Consider the following 19100-nt stretch of genomic DNA (forward strand, 5'->3'; position numbering starts at 1 on the left):
CTCCTTCACAAGTGTTTGTCTGAAAAGAAATGGAAAGGGCGGTTACGCCTGTGTGGCATCCCGCAAAAAGGCCTGTACCTCTTCGAATTCGCCGGTCAGGCTGCCCTGCACAAAGCCGGGCTTGCCGCCGCCCCGGCCGGAAAAGGCCTGGTTCAGCTGCTTGCACAGCCCCCGCAGATCCGCCCCCGGCCCGGTGCAGGCCAGCGCGTAGGCAAGGGTGCCGGTTTCGGTGGGGCTGAAGGCGGCGCAAAGGCCGTCGGTGCGTTCGCTCAGCGCCGCGCAGAGCCGCCGCAGCCCGTCCGGGCCCAGATTTGGCCGCAGCAGAATGGCGGCTTCGTCGGGCTGCACACTCTCGGCCAGCGCGGCGAACAGCTCGTTTTCCGCCTGCACTGCCCGGTAGCGGGCGGCTTCCAGCTCAACGCTCTGGTGCTGCACCGCCCGGGCCAGCTGACCCGGCTTTGCGGAAAGGGTGGCCCGGATGGCCGCGGCCTCCGCCCGCTGGGCCTCAAAGTACCACAGCGCCCGCACGCCGCACACCACAAACAGCCGCACGCCGCCTTTGTAGTTCTGCCAGTCGATGATCTTGATCATGCCCACCTGACCGGTGCGCTCCACATGGGTGCCGCAGCAGGCGCAGCAGTCCGCCCCCGGCACCGTGACGATGCGCACCGGGCCTTCCAGCTCCTTTTTGCTCCGGTAGGTAAGGCCTGCCAGCTCCTCCCTGGTGTGCCACACCGCCTGCACCGGCACGTCCTGCCAGATCACCCGGTTGGCCCGGGCCTCGGCTTCGGCCAGCTCTTCGTCGGAAATGGGAACGCTGGTGTCCATGGTCAGGAACTCCTGCCCGATGTGAAAGCCCACGTTCTCCGCGCCGAACATGGCGTGCAGCATGCCGGAAAGAATGTGCTCGCCGGTGTGCTGCTGGCTCATCTCCAGCCGCCGGGCAAGATCCACGCGGCCGGTCACGGTTTCGCCCACCGCCAGCGGGGCGGAAAGGCTGTGCACCACTTCGCCGCCCTTTTCGTGCACGTCCAGCACCTTTGCCCCGTCAAGGGCGCCCCGGTCGGCGGGCTGGCCGCCCCCCTCCGGGTAAAAGGCAGTGCGGTCCAGCGTAACGGCCCAGGTTTCGCCCGCCGCTTCGCAGGAAAGCACCCGGGCGGTGAACTCGCCCACCGGGGGCTGGGTATAATAAAGCGCTTCGGTCTGCATCGCAAAAACTCCTTTGCTGCGGGCCTGCGTGCCACCAAGGGCGCGCAAAGCCCGCTGAGTGCATCTATTATAGCACAAAAGAGCCATACTTTGCGCGTGCCAATGCCATTTTGCCGCGGTTTATGATATAATAGGGGCAATTCAAGAATCAGGCCCCGGAAAAAGGAAGGCGCAGCGCCAGCGTGCGCGCCGCGAGGGGGAAGACCCGGGGTCACACAGCGAAAAAGGAGCGGTTGTTATGCGGGAATGCGGCGTTTTGATGCCTGTGTCCAGCCTGCCGGGGCCTTACGGCATCGGCAGCTTCGGCAAGCAGGCCTATGCCTTTGTGGACTTTCTGGCCGGGGCGGGCCAGCAGATCTGGCAGATTTTGCCCCTTTCGCCCACCGGCTATGGCGACAGCCCCTATCAGAGCTGCTCGGCCTTTGCCATCAACCCCTATTTCATCGACCTGGACACCCTGCGGGACGAGGGCCTGCTGGAAGAGGAGGAGTACGGCACCATCGACTGGGGCGAAGAGCCGAACGCGGTGGATTATGGTGCGCTGTATACCGGGCGCTTTTCGGTGCTGCGGCTGGCCTATAACCGGTTCAAGGCCTGGCTGCCGGACGACTACTACACCTTCTGCTTCTGGAACGAGGACTGGCTGGAGGACTACGCCCTCTACATGACCGCCAAGGGCCTGAACAAGATGAAGGCCTACCCGGAATGGCCCGCCGCGCTGCGCACCCGGCAGCCCCGGGCGCTGGAGCAGCTGCGCGAAGAAAATGCCGACGAACTGGGCTTCTGGCGCTTTTTGCAGTATCAGGGCTACCGGCAGTGGATGGCCCTGAAGGCCTGCGCCAACGGCAAGGGCGTGCAGATTCTGGGCGACATTCCCATCTATGTGGCGGCGGACTCCGCCGACGCCTGGGCCGGCGGCAAGCTGTTCCAGGTGGACGGGGAGGGCAGGCTCACCCGGGTGGCGGGCTGCCCGCCGGACTACTTCTCCGAGGACGGCCAGCTCTGGGGCAACCCGCTGTACGACTGGGCCCAGCACAAGGCCAGCGGCTACGCCTGGTGGATTCGCCGGGTGGAGCACGCGCTCACCATGTACGACCGGCTGCGGATTGACCACTTCCGCGCCTTCGATACCTATTATGCCATTCCCGCCGGGCGCACCAACGCCCGGGTGGGCGACTGGGAATACGGCCCCGGCATGGATCTGTTCCGCACGCTGGAGGAAAAGCTGGGCAAGCTGCCCATCGTGGCCGAGGATCTGGGCGATCTGTTCGACAGCGTGCGGGTGCTGCTGAAGGAAAGCGGCTACCCGGGCATGAAGGTGATGCAGTTCGCCTTCGGCAGCACGGCGGAAAACGAATACCTGCCCCACAACCACATCCCCAACTGTGTGGTTTACCCCGGCACCCACGACAACACCACCCTGCGGGACTGGCTGAAAAACGGCGACCCGAAGGAGCTGGCACGGGCCAAGAACTATCTGGGCCTGAACGCCATGGAGGGCTCGGTGCGGGGCTTCTTGCGGGGCGTTTTGTCCAGCTGCGCCAATCTGGCGGTGATCCCCATGGCCGACTGGCTGGAGCTGGGGGCCGAGGGCCGTATCAACACCCCCGGCACCGGCATGGGCAACTGGGTCTGGCGGGCGAAGGAGGGCTCCTTCACGCCGGAGCTGGCCCAGCGCATCCGGCGCACCTGCGCCCGCTACGGCCGCTGCGCACCGCTGCCCGAGCCGCTGGAAAAACGGCCGGCTGCCCCGGTGATAAAAACCGGGAAAGAGGCAGGGGAAAAGGCGGCGGAGGCCGTGGGGCGGACGTCTGCCGCAGAATAAACAGCACCCCCTTTGGGAATACTGGCTGTTGCCGGAGCGATTGTGCTCCGTCAGTCAGTTTCCAAAGGGGGCTTTTTGTATGAGTGAACGCAGAAACGACCAGAACCACGGCGACAACGACAATCAGGCTGTGCTCAACGAGATCGTGCGCAACACCGAGATGGGCAAAAACAGTCTGGATCAGCTGATCGACGTGACCGACGATCGGCAGCTGAAGGCCAGCCTGCTGGCCCAGCAGAAGGAGTACCGGCGCATCAACCAGCAGGCCCACGCGGCCATGGCGGCCTGCGGGGCCCAGAGTCAGGGCCAGAGCACCGCGGCAAAGCTGATGGCAAAAATGGGCATCTGGACCGAGACCCTCACCGACCGCTCCACCCGCAATCTGGCGGACATGGTCATTCAGGGGGCCAATCAGGGCGTGATGGACTGTGAGAAGGCCCGCAGAGACCACCCCGCCGCCAGCACCGGCGCGCTGGGGCTGCTGAACGAACTGCAGCAGTTCGAGGAGCGCACCGCCCGCCAGATGCGGGAGTATCTGTGAGAAAAAACCGAAAAAACGAAAGGCAGGCGGCGGTTCGGCAATGGGAACCGCCGTCTGCCTTTTTTGTGTATGCCATAGGTGTGCGCCTGCATCGTGCAGGCGGAACAGGAAGGTTACAGCGCATCCAGAACCACGTCCAGCAGCTGGGCCGGGTCCAGCTGGCCTTCGGTGCAGCGTTCCGCAAGATTCGCTGCGAAGGCAGGATCGGTGGATACGTCCGAAACAAAGGCCAGTCGCCGGCCATCGGGCAGGGCCACCGCCTCAATGCCGTAGCTCACATAGCGGCCCAGCTCAGGTGTTTCAAGCGCCTGTTTTACAATCTGATACCGGATCAAGTGCAACGACCCCCTCTGCGGCGATCGGTGCACGGCGGGAAGCCCGCCGGGTTGCCATACATCCTTTCATTGAATAAATTCCCCCTTTTCATGCAGCATAACGCAGCAGGGGGCAAATGTCGACGAACTGTTTGTTCGGGTTTTGGGGTTTGCCGTTCCCGGAATGTCCATCGATGGGCAAAAGGGGCGAAAATCTGCCTGAAAAAGCGCCCGGCGGGCAGGTTTTCCACGGCCGGGCGCTGATTTTGTTGAAAACTTTTCCAAAAAGAAGAACCCGCAAAACCGGATGCCAAAAGGCTTTGCCGGAGGTTCGGAGGAATCCGACGGAAAAAATTGTGGAAAAAAGGGACGGCGCAGGCGCTGGAGCCTGCCCGTCCCTTTTTGCAGTCTTTTGGAATGCGGCGCGGCCGGAAAATCAGTCCAGACGCTCCAGCATGCGGGCCACGATGCGGGTGGCGGTGGTCACATATTCACTGATGCTGAATTTTTTTACCACCAGAACCTCATGGCCGGCCTCGTCGGCGTTGTCGCTCATGGCGCGCAGCACCACGCAGGGCACATTGTTCTTGGCGGCGATCTGGGCCACGGCGGCGCCCTCCATCTCCACGCAGTCCGGGTTCACCCTGGCGGCGATGGCGGCCTTGGTGGCGCTGTCGCCCACAAACTGGTCGCCGGTGGCGATCTTGCCGGCGATGGCTTTCACGCCCGTTTCCTCGCAGGCGGCCATGGCGGCCTTGACCATCTCCTCATCGCCGGGGTACTCGGCGGTGAAGGGGGCGGACTGGGCGATCATGTCGTCCTGCGCGTCGTGGTAGACAACGGTTTTGCCCACCACCACGTCGCCAATGCCGATCTTGGACGTCATGTTGCCGGCAATGCCGGAAAAGATGATGCGCTGGGCGCCGAACTTGGTAATCAGCACCTGGGTGGTGGCGGCGGCGTTGGCCTTGCCCATGCCGGCGCAGCACACAACCACCTGCTTATCCCCCAGCATGCCCCGGTGGTACTCCACCCCGGCGTAGGGCTCGATGGTCACCCCGTCCAGCAGAGCGCACAGCTGCTCCACTTCGTCGGGCATGGCACCCATGATACCAATGATCTCCATATGTTCCTCCTTTGGATCAGACGTTGAACAGGAACTCGATGATGTCGCCGTCCTGCACCACATATTCCTTGCCCTCGGTGTGCTGCAGGCCCTTGGCCTTCACGGTGGCCATGTTGAAGTCGCAGGCGGCGAAGTCCTCGTAGTGCACCACGCTGGCGCGGATGAAGCCGCGCTCGAAGTCGGAGTGGATCTTGCCGGCGGCCTGGGGAGCCTTGGTGCCCTTGCGGATGGTCCAGGCGCGGCATTCCTTCTTGCCGTCGGTCAGGTAGGAGATCAGGCCCAGCAGGCTGTAGCTGGCCTTGATCAGGTTGTCCAGACCCGTGGCCTCGATGCCCATCTCATGCAGGAATTCCTTCTTCTCCTCGGGGGAGTAGTCGGCAATGTCCTCCTCGGTCTTGGCGCAGATGGGAATGCACTCCGCGCCCTCCTCGGCGGCCAGCTTCTTCACGGCCTGATAGTGCACGTTCTCGTCCATGCCCTCCATCAGGTCGTCCTCGCTCATGTTGGCGGCGTAGATCACCGGCTTGTAGGTGAGCAGGCCCATCTCCTTCAGCTGCAGCGCCTGATCCTCGTCGTCCAGATCAAAGTCGAAGCTGCGGGCGTTCTTGCCCTTGCCCAGATGGTCGGCCAGCTGCTCCAGCCAGGCGGCGGAGCCGCCGGCCTTCTTGTCGCCGGTCTTGGCGGCCTTGGCAAAGCGGGCGGCCCGGTTGGAGACCACCTCCAGATCGCTCAGGATCAGCTCGGTGTCGATGGTCTCGATGTCGCGCAGGGGATCCACGCTGCCGTCCACATGCACGATGTCGGTGCCGCCGAAGCAGCGCACCACATGCACGATGGCGTCGCACTCGCGGATGTTGCCCAGGAACTTGTTGCCCAGGCCCTCGCCCTTGGAAGCGCCCTTCACAAGACCCGCGATGTCCACGAATTCCACGATGGCAGGGGTCTTTTTGCTGGTGTCCCAGATTTCGGCCAGCTTGTCCAGCCGGGCGTCCGGCACGGGCACGATGCCGGTGTTGGGGTCGATGGTGCAGAAGGGGTAGTTGGCCGCGGCGGCGTTCTTGGTGCTGGTGATGGCGTTGAACAGGGTGCTCTTGCCCACGTTGGGCAGGCCCACGATACCTAATTTCATAGTTCGATCTATCTCCTTAATTTTTGGCTTAGTTGCGCGGTTTTTCGATTTTCTGATGACGGTTTCTACACCATTTTTACACCATTTTTCGTGTTTTTAAGCCGCGCTATCAGGGGTTTTGTTGTTTCCATCTCTATCACCCTGTTCAGAGGGGGGAATTGGCTTCTCGCCCTGCTCAAATTGCCGGACACCTGCTACCAAGGATTCATCGGTCACATGAACATACCGATCCATTGTGGTTTTGATGCTTGCGTGGCCTAAAAGCACCTGAAGTGTTTTAGGAGGCATACCGCGTTCAATAGCCCGAGTGGCATAGGTATGACGCAGAGCATGCATGCAGAATCGCTCAATTCCATTCTCATCGCAGAGTTTATAGAGGTGGGTATCATAACTGCTGTTCTTTGAAGGTTCGCCAGTTCGATAATTCAGAAAAACCAGATCTCCCAAGGAAAATGTCATTTCCTTGCCGGTTCGCCGATCAATATAGGTTAAAGTTTGAGATAACATCGGCGATTGCTTGCGGAAATCCCGAGTAGCATAGACGGCCTTCAAAATATCGTATGCACGGGTGGTTAAAGGGAGGGTTCGATAGCTTGACACAGTTTTGGGAGGCCCGGCTCGCCAATCTTTTTGATTGTGTCTGAACTCCAGCGTCTTGTTGACGGTAAGCGTCCGTTTTTCCCAGTCGATGGCATCCCAGGTCAACCCAATCATCTCGCCTGTGCGTAGACCGGTTTCCAAAATGAGTGCGTATTGGTAGAAGTTGTGTGAACTTCTGGCAGCGTCTAAAAATTTCTCTTGTTCTTCAGCCGTAAGATAATGAATATCATCCACTGCCCGAACGGGTTTTGTGTACCGTACTCCGTCCATCGGGTGGGAAGCAATCATCTGGTTCATCTTTGCTGATTTGAACATACTGCCCATGGCAATATATGCCTGCCGGATTGTGGAACCAGCATAGTTGGACTCCATGCGATTCAACACGATTTTGCAGTGCATGGGCTTCACATCGACCAGCCGCATATCACCGATGATGGGTTTAATGTTGAGTTCAAAGCGATCCCTATAATTACGTTTCGTGTTGGGAGATAGGCCCTGTAGAAGTTCTGCCTGCCAAAACTGAAACCACTCCGTTACCGTCATATCTGGGGAAGTAAGCTGTTGGCCATGTTTATCTTGATAACGAGCGTCCTCCAACCAGTTCCGTGCTTCTGGTAGGGTAGCAAAATAGCCATCCTGGCGTTTTCCACTCCTGTTTACAAACCTTGCGTAGTATTGACCATCCTTTCGCTGGCAAATGCCTTTTCCGCATTCTTTGCCTTTCAGATTTTTGCCCATAATAGTGACCCCTTTTCCAATTGCAGAAAAAGAGCCAGTGCAACACACTAAATTATACCACAATGAGTGTTTTTTCTCAAGGTACAGTGGGCACTCCGACTGCTCTTTTATATGGTTAACATCTTGCTCAGATACTCCTCGAATTCTTTTCTCTTGACCAGTCTTTTCGCGCCGATATAAAGCACAAATGGGCAGTTTGGCTGCCGCAAAAGCTGATCGATCTTATTGATGCCGATATTGCTGTATTCGGCGGCTTCTCGAATAGTCAAGGTCACTTTCAGATGAATTGGTACTTTTTCACAGGAATTATCCATAATTACACCTCTTGAGGTTGGTAAGAAATAGATCGAGCATTTGAAATAATTTTGAATTAATAGCTATCCCATGATCTGTAGCTAGCAGATCCATAAATCAATGTTTCCCGCATTCTTATGCCGAGCCGGTCGATGCGGTGATGCGTCCAAACCGGAAGTACCATTATTTACCTTCTACGTCATCGCGTTATATGGTTGCCATCCATATATCAGAGCACCAGAGCTGCTTGCCGGGCAGATGGGCCGCTCTTTAGAAGGGGAAGTTATGGGATGCTCTTTTTATTCTCTTTTCAAGGTTCTTGGGTGCCTTCACCATATAAGAACAATCGGAAAATGTCATTTCTACTGCATCCACCAAATTTTTTATAAAAAAGCCGCCCCTTGAAATGAGGCGGCCTCAACTATCAGATTACAAACTTCTTCAAGCTGATCACGATATGCAGCAGGATGTACTGCCGACAGTCATCATCAAATTTTCCGTCAATTACGCTGTATCGGTTAATCAGCGGCATGTATAGGGAAATCAGCGCCTCTACGGCAGTACGCTCACCGGAAATAGCAAGCTGAAGAAGTGCACGAAATTCACTTGCCTTCATGCATCATCACTCCTGTTTGCTATGATACGGCGCAGCGATTTGAGAGCTAAGGATCGTTGGTTGTAGACATACTGAACGGAACAATTCAAGTGAGAGGCAATTTCTCGGGGTGATAGCTGCTCAACGAATAGCATCGTCAGTAGGCAAAGTGCTTAGGTTGGAATGCGCCAACAGCATCGCGCACCTCCTGATCCGTATGAGATTCGGGCAGGAAGATATAGGGCACAACAGAAAAACCACTGTTTTGCAGCAGCTCCTGCTGGGCCAGTTTGCTCTCATACTCCAGCGTATCACTGACCAGGTCGAACGCCCAGAATTCCAATTTTCGTTTCCTGGATTCGCCGGAGTCCAGCTTTCGCACACTGCCAGCAGCCAGGTTGCGCGGATGCGTGTAGTCGCCTCCCAGACTGAGATTGACCTTCTCAAAATTGTCCCAAGAGATGACGCCTTCGCCGCGCACCTCGAATGGCTCCCGAATGGGTATGGTGAGCGGGACATTCAGAAAGGTACGGACCGTATGGGTCACATCTTCGCCGATGATACCATCCCGGCCACGGGTAATGGCCTGTTGCAGGCCGCCGTTCTCGTACCGGAGCACGATCGTCAGCCCGTCCATCTTCCAGCTGAGCAACACGGCTCGTCCTGCGGCGAACTTTACCAGATCCTCGACCTGCTTGGTCTTTCCCGCTGAAAGCATCGGTTTGGTATGGCGCACCGGAACCAGTTCGTCCAGGATCTCTCCGCCCACATGCTGCGTGGGCGAGTTGGACAGGATCAGTCCCGTCTCGGTTTCCAGCGCTTGCAGCTCATCCACCAGCTGGTCATATTCCCGGTCTGTCATGATCGGGCGGTCCTGCTGGTAATAGGCCATGTCGGCATCGTGAATTTTGCCGATCAGTTCGCGCATACGGTTATGCTCATTACTGTTTTGATTCGCACTCATGTGCTACCTCCTTGTTGAATTTCTCGTAAGCAACCCATTCCGGGTTTTCAAATATTCTGCGTGCGTGCAGCTCAAGCGCTTCCAACTGGCGTTCAAAATCCCTGTGTAGCCAAGGCATTTCTTGTTCAACCAGTTCTACAAGACGCTGCTGAATCGGTTCTTCGCCGGCTCGTTCAATAAGAATGCGGACCAGTTTCATCCACTCATGCACTTCAAAGTCACCAATCTCTGTCTGGACGCCAAAGCGATATTGAATCTGCTTGCTGGCGCCTCTGCCGACGACATGGATCACTCGCCCCGTACTGTAGTGACAGCTTAAATCTCGGAAAGTGAGCTTCGCCGGGTCAAATTGAGAAGCAGAAACCATTGCATGGTTGCTCACTGCAGCACCTCCCCAAATGCCCAGTTGGCTTTTTCCGGGAATACTTGGCGAAACACTTCCATGTACCTTCGCACGGCGGTGCTGTCCAGCGGTGCCAAGAGAGACGTCTCACACCAGCAGGTCAGCTCCTCTTCCGGGGTCAGGTAAGGGTTCGGAGAGAACTTCACGCCATCGTAGTGAGGCGGTTTCGGCTTATCCAGCTGTGCTATCTCAGCCTTTGTGCTTGCCTTCATAATGAGTTCCGCTTTTCGCGCGGCCAGTGAACAGAGCAGCTCAGCATCATATCCTCTTTTTTTGTAAAGGTGAAGCTGGCTGTGAAGTTTTTGCAATGATTCAAATCGACGCTGCCGCACTGTGTCGGCGATACCATCTTCTGCAATCACCTGTGCATAATAGGGAATCAGTGTAATCGAATAGTCGCCACTTGTTCGACATGCATCTTTGAGTGCGTCCATTAACACACCCGCCTTTCTTTATAGAGTATCTATGTAAACGGGTGTGCCCGAAGGCTCCCCGAGAAAAAAGGTGGGGAGCCTTCCGACTCCGATCTATATAAAAAAGCACCCAAAGGACTTTCATCCTCTGAGTGCTTTTGTGGCATAAAAACCCTGATACGAACTGACGGCGCAAGGCCTCGTCCCTGCGCGCTATTTCGATCTGTGCCTCTTCATTAAGAAGCATCAGAACAAAAAAGCGTCTGAAAGAAAGACTCTTTCAGACGCTATGCAACTAGAATACTTTCATCGCCGAAGCAATGACGGATACTATTGTATATAGTATATCGGATGTCCAGGTCAAAATCAATATCTGCAAAAAAATAATCCGTAGCAGCTACGCTCCTTGCAACTGCTGATACCAAGGCAACCCGTTGGTTTTGGAACTTTCAAGGAAACGCAGTCTGTTTCACGTTAGAAGCACAGACCAATCAGTCCGGAGTCTCTGTTTCTTCCTTAACCAGGAAAGGAATCAATATATTGTGATTCGCGTTTGGCGGATACACAATCCCCATCATCTCGTAGTCGTAATCCTCGCTCAACTCTTGTCTATACAGATCCGGTGCATAAGCAGCGACTTCACAATTGGCATATTGGGGTGTCGTGCCAAGTTCATCAGTAATTGCCTTGATCAGAAGGGGAGTTGCACGATCAACATCCTGGGCATATTCCACACCTACCAATTCAAACGCATCTTCCCATTCGAGCGGCTCGCCGTTTTCATCAAATTGCATTTCATACTGAGCACGATACAATTTATACTTCATTTTGGGTCTCCTTTTCTTCCAACGAAAATGCCAACCACTTAGCGCCATAGAAATCAAAATAGAATCTTTGACCTACGGTGTTTTCTACATAATACTTTTTCACGCAGTACCATCCACGCAGTTCTTGCCGCAACATACGGTCAGTGGAAATTGGTTCCACCCACACTTCATCATACTTTGACAGTTCGGACTTAGTGAGCGCCGGATTGTTGGGAACCGACGGGCACATAAGAACAGGTGCCATAATATACAATTCTGTCAAATTGGAAGCAGGCAGGGTTTCGCCATTCGCAAAATGTAATTCGCTGGTAACCGCGTCAACAAATGCCCAGCCACGAGTCGGAGAAAATACTGGTGTTTCATGTAAAACTGGAATCAGTGAAGGGTCAATTGGCTCAAGCCAGTCTTTTCTTGGATCAGCTTCCTGAGAAAGCCCGAGCAAGAAATCAGTTGTGACTCCATAAAACTTCGCCATGCGAATCAACGCTTCAATTGAAGGCGCCTTCCGCTCACTCTCCCAGCTGCTGAGAGCTGGCTGCGTTACCCCCAGCTCCCGTGCTGCTGCCGTCAGCGTGATTTTCTTCATTTTTCGGGCCAACTTATATTGTCGTGCCATACCTGTCTCCTTAATCACGAACGATCCACCCACCGGACCTATCAGTGCGACTGTGGTGAGTCTGCCTCGGATCACACCTTTTGATCAAGACAGTAGCCAATCGATCAGGTTCAAAGATTTGATACCGTCATAAGAATTGATATAGTTTCTATCCATGGACAATACGATTTTTTCGTAATTGTCTGGTATCATCCGAAGGGGCTTGAGTTCTCGATCACGCGTTTCTGGTGACTGCATACTTTCCGTTACTTGGATATACAGCTTATCATTCGGCTTCTCTGCAACAAAATCAATTTCAGTTTCCCCAACTTTTCCGATATAAACGCGATAGTCACGTCTGATGAGTTCCAGAAACACAATATTTTCGATGATGTGCCCTCGGTCTGCATCGCGATAACCCAGGAGCATATTGCGGAAGCCCATATCGATGATGTAGTTCTTTCCCAGTGTTTTCAGCAGTTGTTTGCCCTTTACATCGTATCTTCCCACAGAGAAGAAAATAAAGGCACTGCGCAGCATCGAGATGTACTTATCGACCGTTTTACCAGCGACATTTTTTCTGCTGCCCTGTTGAATGTCGCCTTCATGCGACAAAACATTTCCAATGTTGTTGGGTGAAGTAATGCTCCCGATGTTGGAGCAAAGGAAAAGCATGATTTTTTGTAGGATTCTCTGATCTACCTGATTGTTTCGCTGGAGGATATCGCGCAGCACTACGGTAGAATAGATGCCTTCCAGTGCTTGATTGCTTCTTGCTTCATTGAACTGGTATTCTCTCAGAATCGGCATACCGCCAAACTGCAGATACCTCTGAAATTTTTCTTCAGTTGTGACAGAGGGAGCAAATTCATAGAATGCCAAAAATTCTTTGAAAGATAATGGCAACATGCGGATTTCAACATATCTGCCGGAGAGCAGCGTTGAGAACTCCGTCGAAAGCAGATAAGCATTGGAGCCCGTAATATAAATATCCACATCGAAGTCAAGACGGAAGGATTCAATGGCTTTTTCCCAATGCTCCACTGCTTGAAGCTCATCGAAGATCAAATAGGTTTTCCCGCTCTTGGGTATGCGCTCGCTGACATAGTCATAAAAAGAAAGATAGTTAGTAAGGTTCCTGTAGCGTAACGACTCCAGATTCATGTGAATTACGTTGACGTCAGGTACTCCGCTATCGGACAGATATTGATGAAACAGATCCAGCAGGGATGATTTTCCGCATCGCCGGATGCCAGTTACAATCTTGACCAAATCCACATCTCGATGTTGAATCAGCTGATTTAGATATTCAGGGCGATTTATAAGTTCAGTCATAGTGCGCCTCCTGATCTCTTTTTCAATATTATACTCAAAAGAAAGCAAGAGGTCAACAGTTTCGGAATATAAAGTCAGAAACTTTTGTTAACATCGAATATTCCGACGTGAATGTCCGAAAAGTAAAAATTCATCAAGATTATGGGTTTACGTGTTGTATTTCACGAACTTTGCCGGTGAAATAAGATAGCTCTGAAAAGGTGTACCTTTTTGCACAGCAAATATTTTTGTGTATTTGAGTGGTTAGAGTGTGCCGAAATGTAGGTTGAGTAATAACAGATATGTGCAAAAAGACGGGAGACCTTTACAGAGGTATTTTAAGGTTGGAGGAATGCAATTGTGAAAAAAATATATGGGTATGCAAGAGTCTCTACAAAAGAGCAGCATCTTGATCGCCAAATCCACGCATTAATAAACTGTGGAATCCATGAAAGAGATATTGTTACGGATAAAATTAGTGGCATCAGTTTAGAACGTCCAGGCTACCTTGCCTTAAAAAACACCATGCTTCGTGATGGTGATACGTTAGTTGTTAAATCTTTAGACAGACTGAGCCGAAACAAAGAGCACATTATTCAAGAACTACAATACTTCAAAAATCATCATATTCTTGTTCAGGTTATCGATTTGCCTACGACGATGATCAGCCTACCGCAGGAACAAGAGTGGGTGTTCAATATGATTAATAATATCCTAATCGAGGTTCTTTCGAGTATTGCTGAGCAAGAACGGCTGACACTCAAGCAAAGGCAATCCGAAGGAATCGCAGCAGCCAAGGATAGAGGTGTACGGTTTGGACGGCCGGCAATCACATTCCCGGAAAACTGGAGCGAAATCTATGATGCTTGGAGAGACAAAAAACTCACCGCCGTTGCAGCCATGAAGATGGTTGGGCTGAAACGTAGCACATTTTATAAGTTGGTGAGAGAGTATGAGAGTGAAAATTAAAAATGCGCCCATTTTGAATCGGGTGCGTTGAAATATATAATTTGTGAGAAAGTCGGAGACCATCGGAAAAGACTTGACGCAACCCTTTCTTTCCGTGCTGTGAAATTCAAATTAATAGGAAACAAAGGCCGATATGCCCATATGATGGAGGTCGTCTATTATGCGATCAAGGCTGTTGGTTGCTTTCGCAATACAAATTAAAGGAGAGTTTTATATGGTAACAACAAGCTACGGATATGTACGGGTATCGGCCAAAGATCAGTGTGAGGATCGCCAACTGATTGCACTCAAGGATTTTCCTGTTGATGAAGAAAACATTTTTATGGATAAACTCAGTGGAAAAGATTTTAACCGCCCACAATATCAAAAGCTTCTTCGGAAATTGCACAGGGGTGACATACTGGTACTTAAATCCATCGATCGGTTGGGACGAAACTATGATGAAATCCTAAATCAATGGAGAATTATCACGAAAGAAAAACGGGTGCATATAGTAGTACTTGATATGCCCTTACTCGACACACGCGCGGCGGGCAAAGATCTGACAGGGACTTTTGTTGCGGATCTGGTCTTACAAATTTTGTCGTATGTGGCGCAAACAGAGCGGGATAACATACGCCAGCGGCAGAAAGAGGGCATCGCTGCGGCGAAACAGCGAGGCGTTCGTTTTGGAAGGCCGCCAAAGGAACGGCCGCCGGAATTTGAAATTATAAGAAACGAGTGGTTGAACCGCAGAATCTCCTCTCGTGAAGCGGCAAAACGATTGCATATTGCACAAGATACATTCTTGAGATGGTCTCACGAAAGTTGAATTTAGTGGAAATTTAACAAAAATGCCTGGAAAATGTAGACATTTCCGGTCACTTCGCGTAGGCCTCCAAAGACGTTAAATGATCTGCATTTTGCCGAGCGAAGCAGTCGAAATTTCACTTTTTTTAGTATATCGTCAGAGAACGGAAATGTCTACATTTCCAGATGATTGCAGATAAAATACAGCCGGAAAACAATAGTTCTCCGGCTTTTTTGAGGATGGCGGATATGCAGCGATTGGAAAATGCAAAAGTCGAATATGAGCAGGGGCTACTGGAGGTTATAAAACAGGAGGTTGGATGTGACTATCTGTCCGATTTGCATGCAGCGTATAGTTTTATGTCCATGAGGCGTGTGCTACCGAAGATTGACTTTCACCGTTATAGTTTGGCTGAATGTCAGGATGCATTGCAATATATATGTGCGCAGTCAATCAAGATTTCCGACCAATCTCAAGCAAAAGCGTACCTTCAGGAATTTTCGGACAATTTTAATGTAAAGGCCCCAAAAGCATAGGTGAGAAATCTGGCTGTTTTATTTTTTCGTAAAACTACCCCTTTACCCCTTGAAGGTGATATATAAAAGAGGTGTTGCTATGCAGCTTAATATTTCTACGGACTATGCCATTCGTGTGTTGCTTTGTTTGGGAGAAGAAGGAAACCGCGTTACCGGCGGGGAGATTTCAAATGAAATGGCGATCCCAGAAAGATATCTTTTGAAGGTCTTGAACAAGCTGCGGAACGGCGGATTGATCCAATCGTTTTCGGGGAACGCTGGCGGGTATGAGTTAAGCAAAAGCCTGTCCCGTATAACGCTCTGGGATGTTCTTGTGACAATGGAAGAAACCATGGAAATCAATCCATGCCTGCAAGATGAAGAGAACTGCAGCCGACATGCAACCGCAACCTGCCCGGTCAGGCGATTTTATTGCAGCTTTCAGCTGACCATCGAACAGATTCTGCGTAGTGTTTCGCTGAAATCCATACAAAATCAGAAATCTGAATACGCACATCCCTCACCAATGAACGAGATATATGCGTTTGCTGTTGGGGATAGCGGATGAGTCTATGTTGATTATCGTGGAAAAATAGCGCCTTGGTAAAAAATATATAGATTGCAAGCTTCAGGAGGAAAAGATGAAAAGCAGACTGTTGGCATTCTTTCTTGTATTCGCTATAGTTTTGGGTTCCGCAGGGCAATTCGTGTATGCGGAAGGGGTATCTGTCTTCAACCTGACCGTCAACTATCTGATCGAAGGCACAAACACACCGATCGCTCCTGCCTATTTGGCAACATTGCCGGCAGGGCAGGAATACGCTGTTTCCTCGCCTGAAATCGATATGTACGAACTTGTGAATGCGTCCGAGAGCACTGTTTCCGGGGTTTTGTCCAGCGACACCACCCGGACCGTGTATTACCGGTACGCCGCGCAGACCGCCGATTACACCATCCTTTACATCGGTCGGAATGCAGATGGCACCAATGTTGTGACACTGGATCAGATAACGGAAGAAGCCCCCATCAACACGGTGATTCAGGTTCCGGAAAAGGCTTTCGAAGGGTACACCAAAGAACCAACTGATATGAGTTTGCTGGTCACTGCGGACGGGAAGGCTGTAAAAACCGTTTACTACACAAAAGACCTTGCCCCTTCCATTATTTTCAACACCGGCGGCAGCTATGTGCCCATGATCACCGCCGAGCCGGGCACCGATATTTCCCAGCAGATCGCTGATCTACCCGAGCCTACAAAGCAGGGATATATCTTTGCGGGCTGGGATCAGACGCTGCCCACAGTTATGCCGGAAACAGACCTAGTGGTGAATGCTGTATGGGAGCCCGGGGAAAGCTCTTACACTGTCGAATACTATTTCGAAAACGCCAATGACGATGGTTACACTTGGAACAAGTCTTTGAACGAGACCCGCTCCGCGCAGACGGATTCCGAAGTCACGGCGACTCAGGCCGACATCAATCTTGCGGATGAGACCCTTTGCACCACGGACGAGGCCTATGCCGCCCACAAAGGAACCCCGTTTTTTGGTTTTGATTACAGCCATTGTGAAACTGTTGCGGTCGCCGCAGATGGTTCCAGCGTGCTGAAACTGTATTATAACCGGGAAATATGGACGATCCGGTTAATGGGCAATTTGGTGGGAACACACTCTTACCAACGTGATTACAATACGACAAAAACGGAGTTTGAATCCACCGAAAAAGTTGTGTGGAAAGAGTTTTCCGGAAAATATGGTTCCGATTTGCCGACGGACTTCCCCGATTATTATGCATTATCAGAATACACAATGGAGCTGAAAGAAGTTGCGGCAGAAAAATATCAGCGCACCGATCTGATTTATGCAGGACACCTGCAGATCGATGACGAAAGTTATGACAGTGGTGGCCAGCTCCGGTACACCAAATGGTGCACGTTCAACGGCTTTTTCTATGAAGACAACGCCGCACCAAAAAGCCATACACTTCATGCCTATCCGGCAATTTCTGAAAAAACTTATTTCTTCTATCTCACCTGGATGGGCGAAACACTAAACGCCGCTGTGTCAAATTCTCAAGAGGAAACACCGGGAGACTACGAGCAGGTGAATTACAAAGTGGCGGGACCGGTGACCTCGCAAACTGCTGGTTTTACTGCACCGCAGATTTCAGGGTTTACTTATAAAAACGCTAAGGTGCACAGCACATATAAAAGCTCCTGGAAGTGCGAAGCACTGATGTGGATGCCGCCGGTGGGAGGATCTGCCGGAGATTGGCACGGCCCGGGCTGTACTTGTGGTAGTAATTATCTCCGCATTGACGAAAGAGATGACTGGGACCCTGTATTTCAGGCTTGTACAATAGATGACAGCTACCTGAATGATTCCACAGGCGGGCTTAATAAAATTAATGTGGCCCAGAATACAATTTTTTATCTGCAGCGGGAAAGTTATACGGTCCATTTCTATGATGGAGAAAATGAGATCCGCACTGTGGAAAATGTGTATTTCGAGCAGCCGCTGAATGCAGTGCCTTTGGCTGAGGGCGGTACGGAAGACCTGCTGGCTTACGAACCGGAAAATGCGCCGGAAAATATGATGTTCGGAGGATGGTATCTTTCCGGGGACGATTTCGGCACGGACAACAAGGCCGATTCCTCCCTCACCATGCCTGCGGGCGAACTGAATCTCTATGCATACTGGATCCCCGAAGACTGTACCGTCACCTTCAACTCCACCGGCGGCAGCGATGTGCCTGTACAGAGTGTTCCGCTCAATCAGAAAGCGGTCATGCCGCAGGCTCCCACCAGAAATGGGTATGAGTTTATCGCCTGGGTCGATGAAAACGGCTATCGCTGGTCTTTCGATCAGGAAATCACCAGTGACATCACCCTGTATGCCTGGTGGAAGCCCATCAGTGCGGTACCTTACCGTATTCTTCATGTGATGAAGAGCGATAACTCCGTGATTGCCGAATACACGGATTACGGAACAGTCGGCGATGTCCGGATGGCCTATGCACTGGGCAGCGATGAAGATTATCTCAAAGACGGCGTATACCTTGTTCCGGATGCCCCATCAAAAAGTGTGTCTTTGACGGAAAGCGGAAGCAACGAGATCATCTTCTACTATGAGCTGGCCGGCCTGAAAGACTACACGGTTTCGTATTATGCGGAAGGTACAACGACCTCCCTTCATCCGGACAAAACCGTGACAAACACTGCTCTGTCCATGGTGACCGAAATGGCCGTAGAGATCGATGGGTACACTCCCCTGTCTGCAACTCAGGTGGCAGTTCTCACTGAAGCCGGGGAGAACCATATCATTTTCTATTATCGTCAGGGTGATGCGCCTTCGGAGAATGTATCGGTTACACTGAAAGCCCAAAAACTGCTGGATGGAAATACTCCTTCTGGCACGCAGTTCCAATTCCTGTTGAAAGACGAAAGCGGAGCAATCCTTCAGACAAAGCCGTCCGTTGACGGCGAAATTGTGTTCGATGCCCTTTCTTTTGATTCGCCGGGCGAACATGTATACACCATTACCGAAGGCGATGTAGCAGAAAAATACAAAAAAGACGAAAGTGTTTATCGGGTGACCGTGAAAGTGACGCAAAACCAGGATACACAGGCGCTTCAGGCGGATGTCTCCGTTGAGAAAAACGGAACGACTTATAACGAAGCTCTGACTTTCCTGAACACTACAACTGGCCCCGTAGCGCCGCCGGTTCAGGGAGAGGATTCGGCTCCGCCTGCAACATCCACACCGCAGCCTTCTGCACCAGCTTCAGTACCTCAGACCGGGGACGAGTCCGGTCTGACAGGTTGGGTTGCACTCTTGATAGGAAGTGCAGTCGCTTGCGGTGCCGTCTCGCTGTACGGCTTGAAAAGAAAACGGAAGTCGCACACAGACTCTTAATATGCAACAAATAAGTTTTGGAAAA

At 52.2% G+C, this 19100-nt stretch carries 21 protein-coding genes; 7 read left to right on the forward strand and 14 right to left on the reverse strand.

Annotated elements, in window-relative coordinates:
* Positions 1-42: 42 nt before the first annotated feature.
* The gene (locus ACESYO_RS10430; RefSeq protein WP_373209969.1) at positions 43-1209 is read right to left on the reverse strand and encodes an alanyl-tRNA editing protein; all 1167 of its coding nucleotides are present in this window, start codon (positions 1207-1209) and stop codon (positions 43-45) included.
* Between the two features lie 238 nt (positions 1210-1447).
* Between ACESYO_RS10430 and malQ the strand changes: the two genes are divergently transcribed.
* Positions 1448-3034 (forward strand): 4-alpha-glucanotransferase, encoded by a 1587-nt coding sequence (gene malQ, locus ACESYO_RS10435; protein ID WP_276870042.1) that lies wholly within the window; start codon positions 1448-1450, stop codon positions 3032-3034.
* 79 nt (positions 3035-3113) lie between these two features.
* Positions 3114-3575: a hypothetical protein gene (locus ACESYO_RS10440; protein WP_058962793.1), complete on the forward strand. Its 462-nt coding sequence runs from the start codon at positions 3114-3116 to the stop codon at positions 3573-3575.
* 113 nt (positions 3576-3688) lie between these two features.
* On the opposite strand, the gene ACESYO_RS10445 is transcribed toward ACESYO_RS10440, so the two are convergent.
* The 13 genes from ACESYO_RS10445 to ACESYO_RS10505 form a co-directional block, all read right to left on the reverse strand.
* A complete protein-coding gene (locus ACESYO_RS10445) occupies positions 3689-3910 on the reverse strand; it encodes a DUF6514 family protein (RefSeq protein WP_373209970.1) in 222 nt (73 codons plus the stop codon).
* Between the two features lie 415 nt (positions 3911-4325).
* Entirely contained in the window at positions 4326-5015 is a 690-nt protein-coding gene (locus ACESYO_RS10450; protein WP_058962791.1) for a 5'-methylthioadenosine/adenosylhomocysteine nucleosidase, read from the reverse strand.
* 16 nt (positions 5016-5031) lie between these two features.
* Positions 5032-6144: a redox-regulated ATPase YchF gene (gene ychF / locus ACESYO_RS10455; RefSeq protein WP_373209971.1), complete on the reverse strand. Its 1113-nt coding sequence runs from the start codon at positions 6142-6144 to the stop codon at positions 5032-5034.
* A gap of 96 nt (positions 6145-6240) precedes the next feature.
* Positions 6241-7482 carry a tyrosine-type recombinase/integrase gene (locus ACESYO_RS10460; protein WP_373209972.1) on the reverse strand — a complete coding sequence of 414 codons (1242 nt, stop codon included), beginning with the start codon at positions 7480-7482 and terminating at the stop codon, positions 6241-6243.
* 107 nt (positions 7483-7589) lie between these two features.
* Positions 7590-7796, reverse strand: a complete 207-nt coding sequence (locus ACESYO_RS10465) for an excisionase (protein ID WP_373209973.1) — start codon at positions 7794-7796, stop codon at positions 7590-7592.
* A 404-nt stretch (positions 7797-8200) separates the two neighbouring features.
* On the reverse strand, positions 8201-8392 hold the full coding sequence (locus tag ACESYO_RS10470) for a helix-turn-helix domain-containing protein (RefSeq protein ID WP_317321527.1): 192 nt from the start codon (positions 8390-8392) through the stop codon (positions 8201-8203).
* On the reverse strand, positions 8389-8526 hold the full coding sequence (locus ACESYO_RS10475) for an RNA polymerase sigma factor (protein WP_373209974.1): 138 nt from the start codon (positions 8524-8526) through the stop codon (positions 8389-8391). Before ACESYO_RS10475 ends, ACESYO_RS10470 begins: the two co-directional genes overlap by 4 nt.
* 2 nt (positions 8527-8528) lie before the next feature.
* Positions 8529-9335, reverse strand: coding sequence for a DNA ligase LigA-related protein (locus tag ACESYO_RS10480; protein ID WP_373211273.1), 807 nt, complete (start codon positions 9333-9335; stop codon positions 8529-8531).
* Positions 9313-9717: a hypothetical protein gene (locus tag ACESYO_RS10485; protein WP_373209976.1), complete on the reverse strand. Its 405-nt coding sequence runs from the start codon at positions 9715-9717 to the stop codon at positions 9313-9315. Before ACESYO_RS10485 ends, ACESYO_RS10480 begins: the two co-directional genes overlap by 23 nt.
* Positions 9714-10172, reverse strand: coding sequence for a hypothetical protein (locus ACESYO_RS10490; protein WP_373209977.1), 459 nt, complete (start codon positions 10170-10172; stop codon positions 9714-9716). Before ACESYO_RS10490 ends, ACESYO_RS10485 begins: the two co-directional genes overlap by 4 nt.
* A 470-nt stretch (positions 10173-10642) precedes the next feature.
* Entirely contained in the window at positions 10643-10978 is a 336-nt protein-coding gene (locus tag ACESYO_RS10495; protein WP_087169844.1) for a hypothetical protein, read from the reverse strand.
* Positions 10968-11594, reverse strand: coding sequence for a helix-turn-helix domain-containing protein (locus ACESYO_RS10500; RefSeq protein ID WP_087169845.1), 627 nt, complete (start codon positions 11592-11594; stop codon positions 10968-10970). The genes ACESYO_RS10495 and ACESYO_RS10500 overlap by 11 nt, the downstream gene beginning before the upstream one ends.
* A gap of 84 nt (positions 11595-11678) precedes the next feature.
* Positions 11679-12908 (reverse strand): ATP-binding protein, encoded by a 1230-nt coding sequence (locus tag ACESYO_RS10505; protein ID WP_373209978.1) that lies wholly within the window; start codon positions 12906-12908, stop codon positions 11679-11681.
* Positions 12909-13247: 339 nt separating this feature from the next.
* Here ACESYO_RS10505 and ACESYO_RS10510 point away from each other — a divergent pair, with 339 nt between their 5' ends.
* The 5 genes from ACESYO_RS10510 (at position 13248) to ACESYO_RS10530 (ending at position 19075) form a co-directional block, all read left to right on the forward strand.
* Entirely contained in the window at positions 13248-13856 is a 609-nt protein-coding gene (locus ACESYO_RS10510; protein WP_373209979.1) for a recombinase family protein, read from the forward strand.
* Positions 13857-14070: 214 nt separating this feature from the next.
* Complete coding sequence (locus ACESYO_RS10515) at positions 14071-14667, forward strand: recombinase family protein (protein ID WP_373209980.1); 597 nt, start codon at positions 14071-14073, stop codon at positions 14665-14667.
* 164 nt (positions 14668-14831) lie between these two features.
* On the forward strand, positions 14832-15182 hold the full coding sequence (locus tag ACESYO_RS10520; RefSeq protein ID WP_373209981.1) for a hypothetical protein: 351 nt from the start codon (positions 14832-14834) through the stop codon (positions 15180-15182).
* 79 nt (positions 15183-15261) lie between these two features.
* Entirely contained in the window at positions 15262-15729 is a 468-nt protein-coding gene (locus ACESYO_RS10525; protein WP_373209982.1) for an RrF2 family transcriptional regulator, read from the forward strand.
* Positions 15730-15802: 73 nt separating this feature from the next.
* Entirely contained in the window at positions 15803-19075 is a 3273-nt protein-coding gene (locus ACESYO_RS10530; RefSeq protein ID WP_373209983.1) for an InlB B-repeat-containing protein, read from the forward strand.
* Positions 19076-19100: the final 25 nt, after the last annotated feature.

This window comes from Allofournierella massiliensis (assembly GCF_964241245.1).
GTDB classification, from domain to species: domain Bacteria; phylum Bacillota; class Clostridia; order Oscillospirales; family Ruminococcaceae; genus Allofournierella; species Allofournierella massiliensis.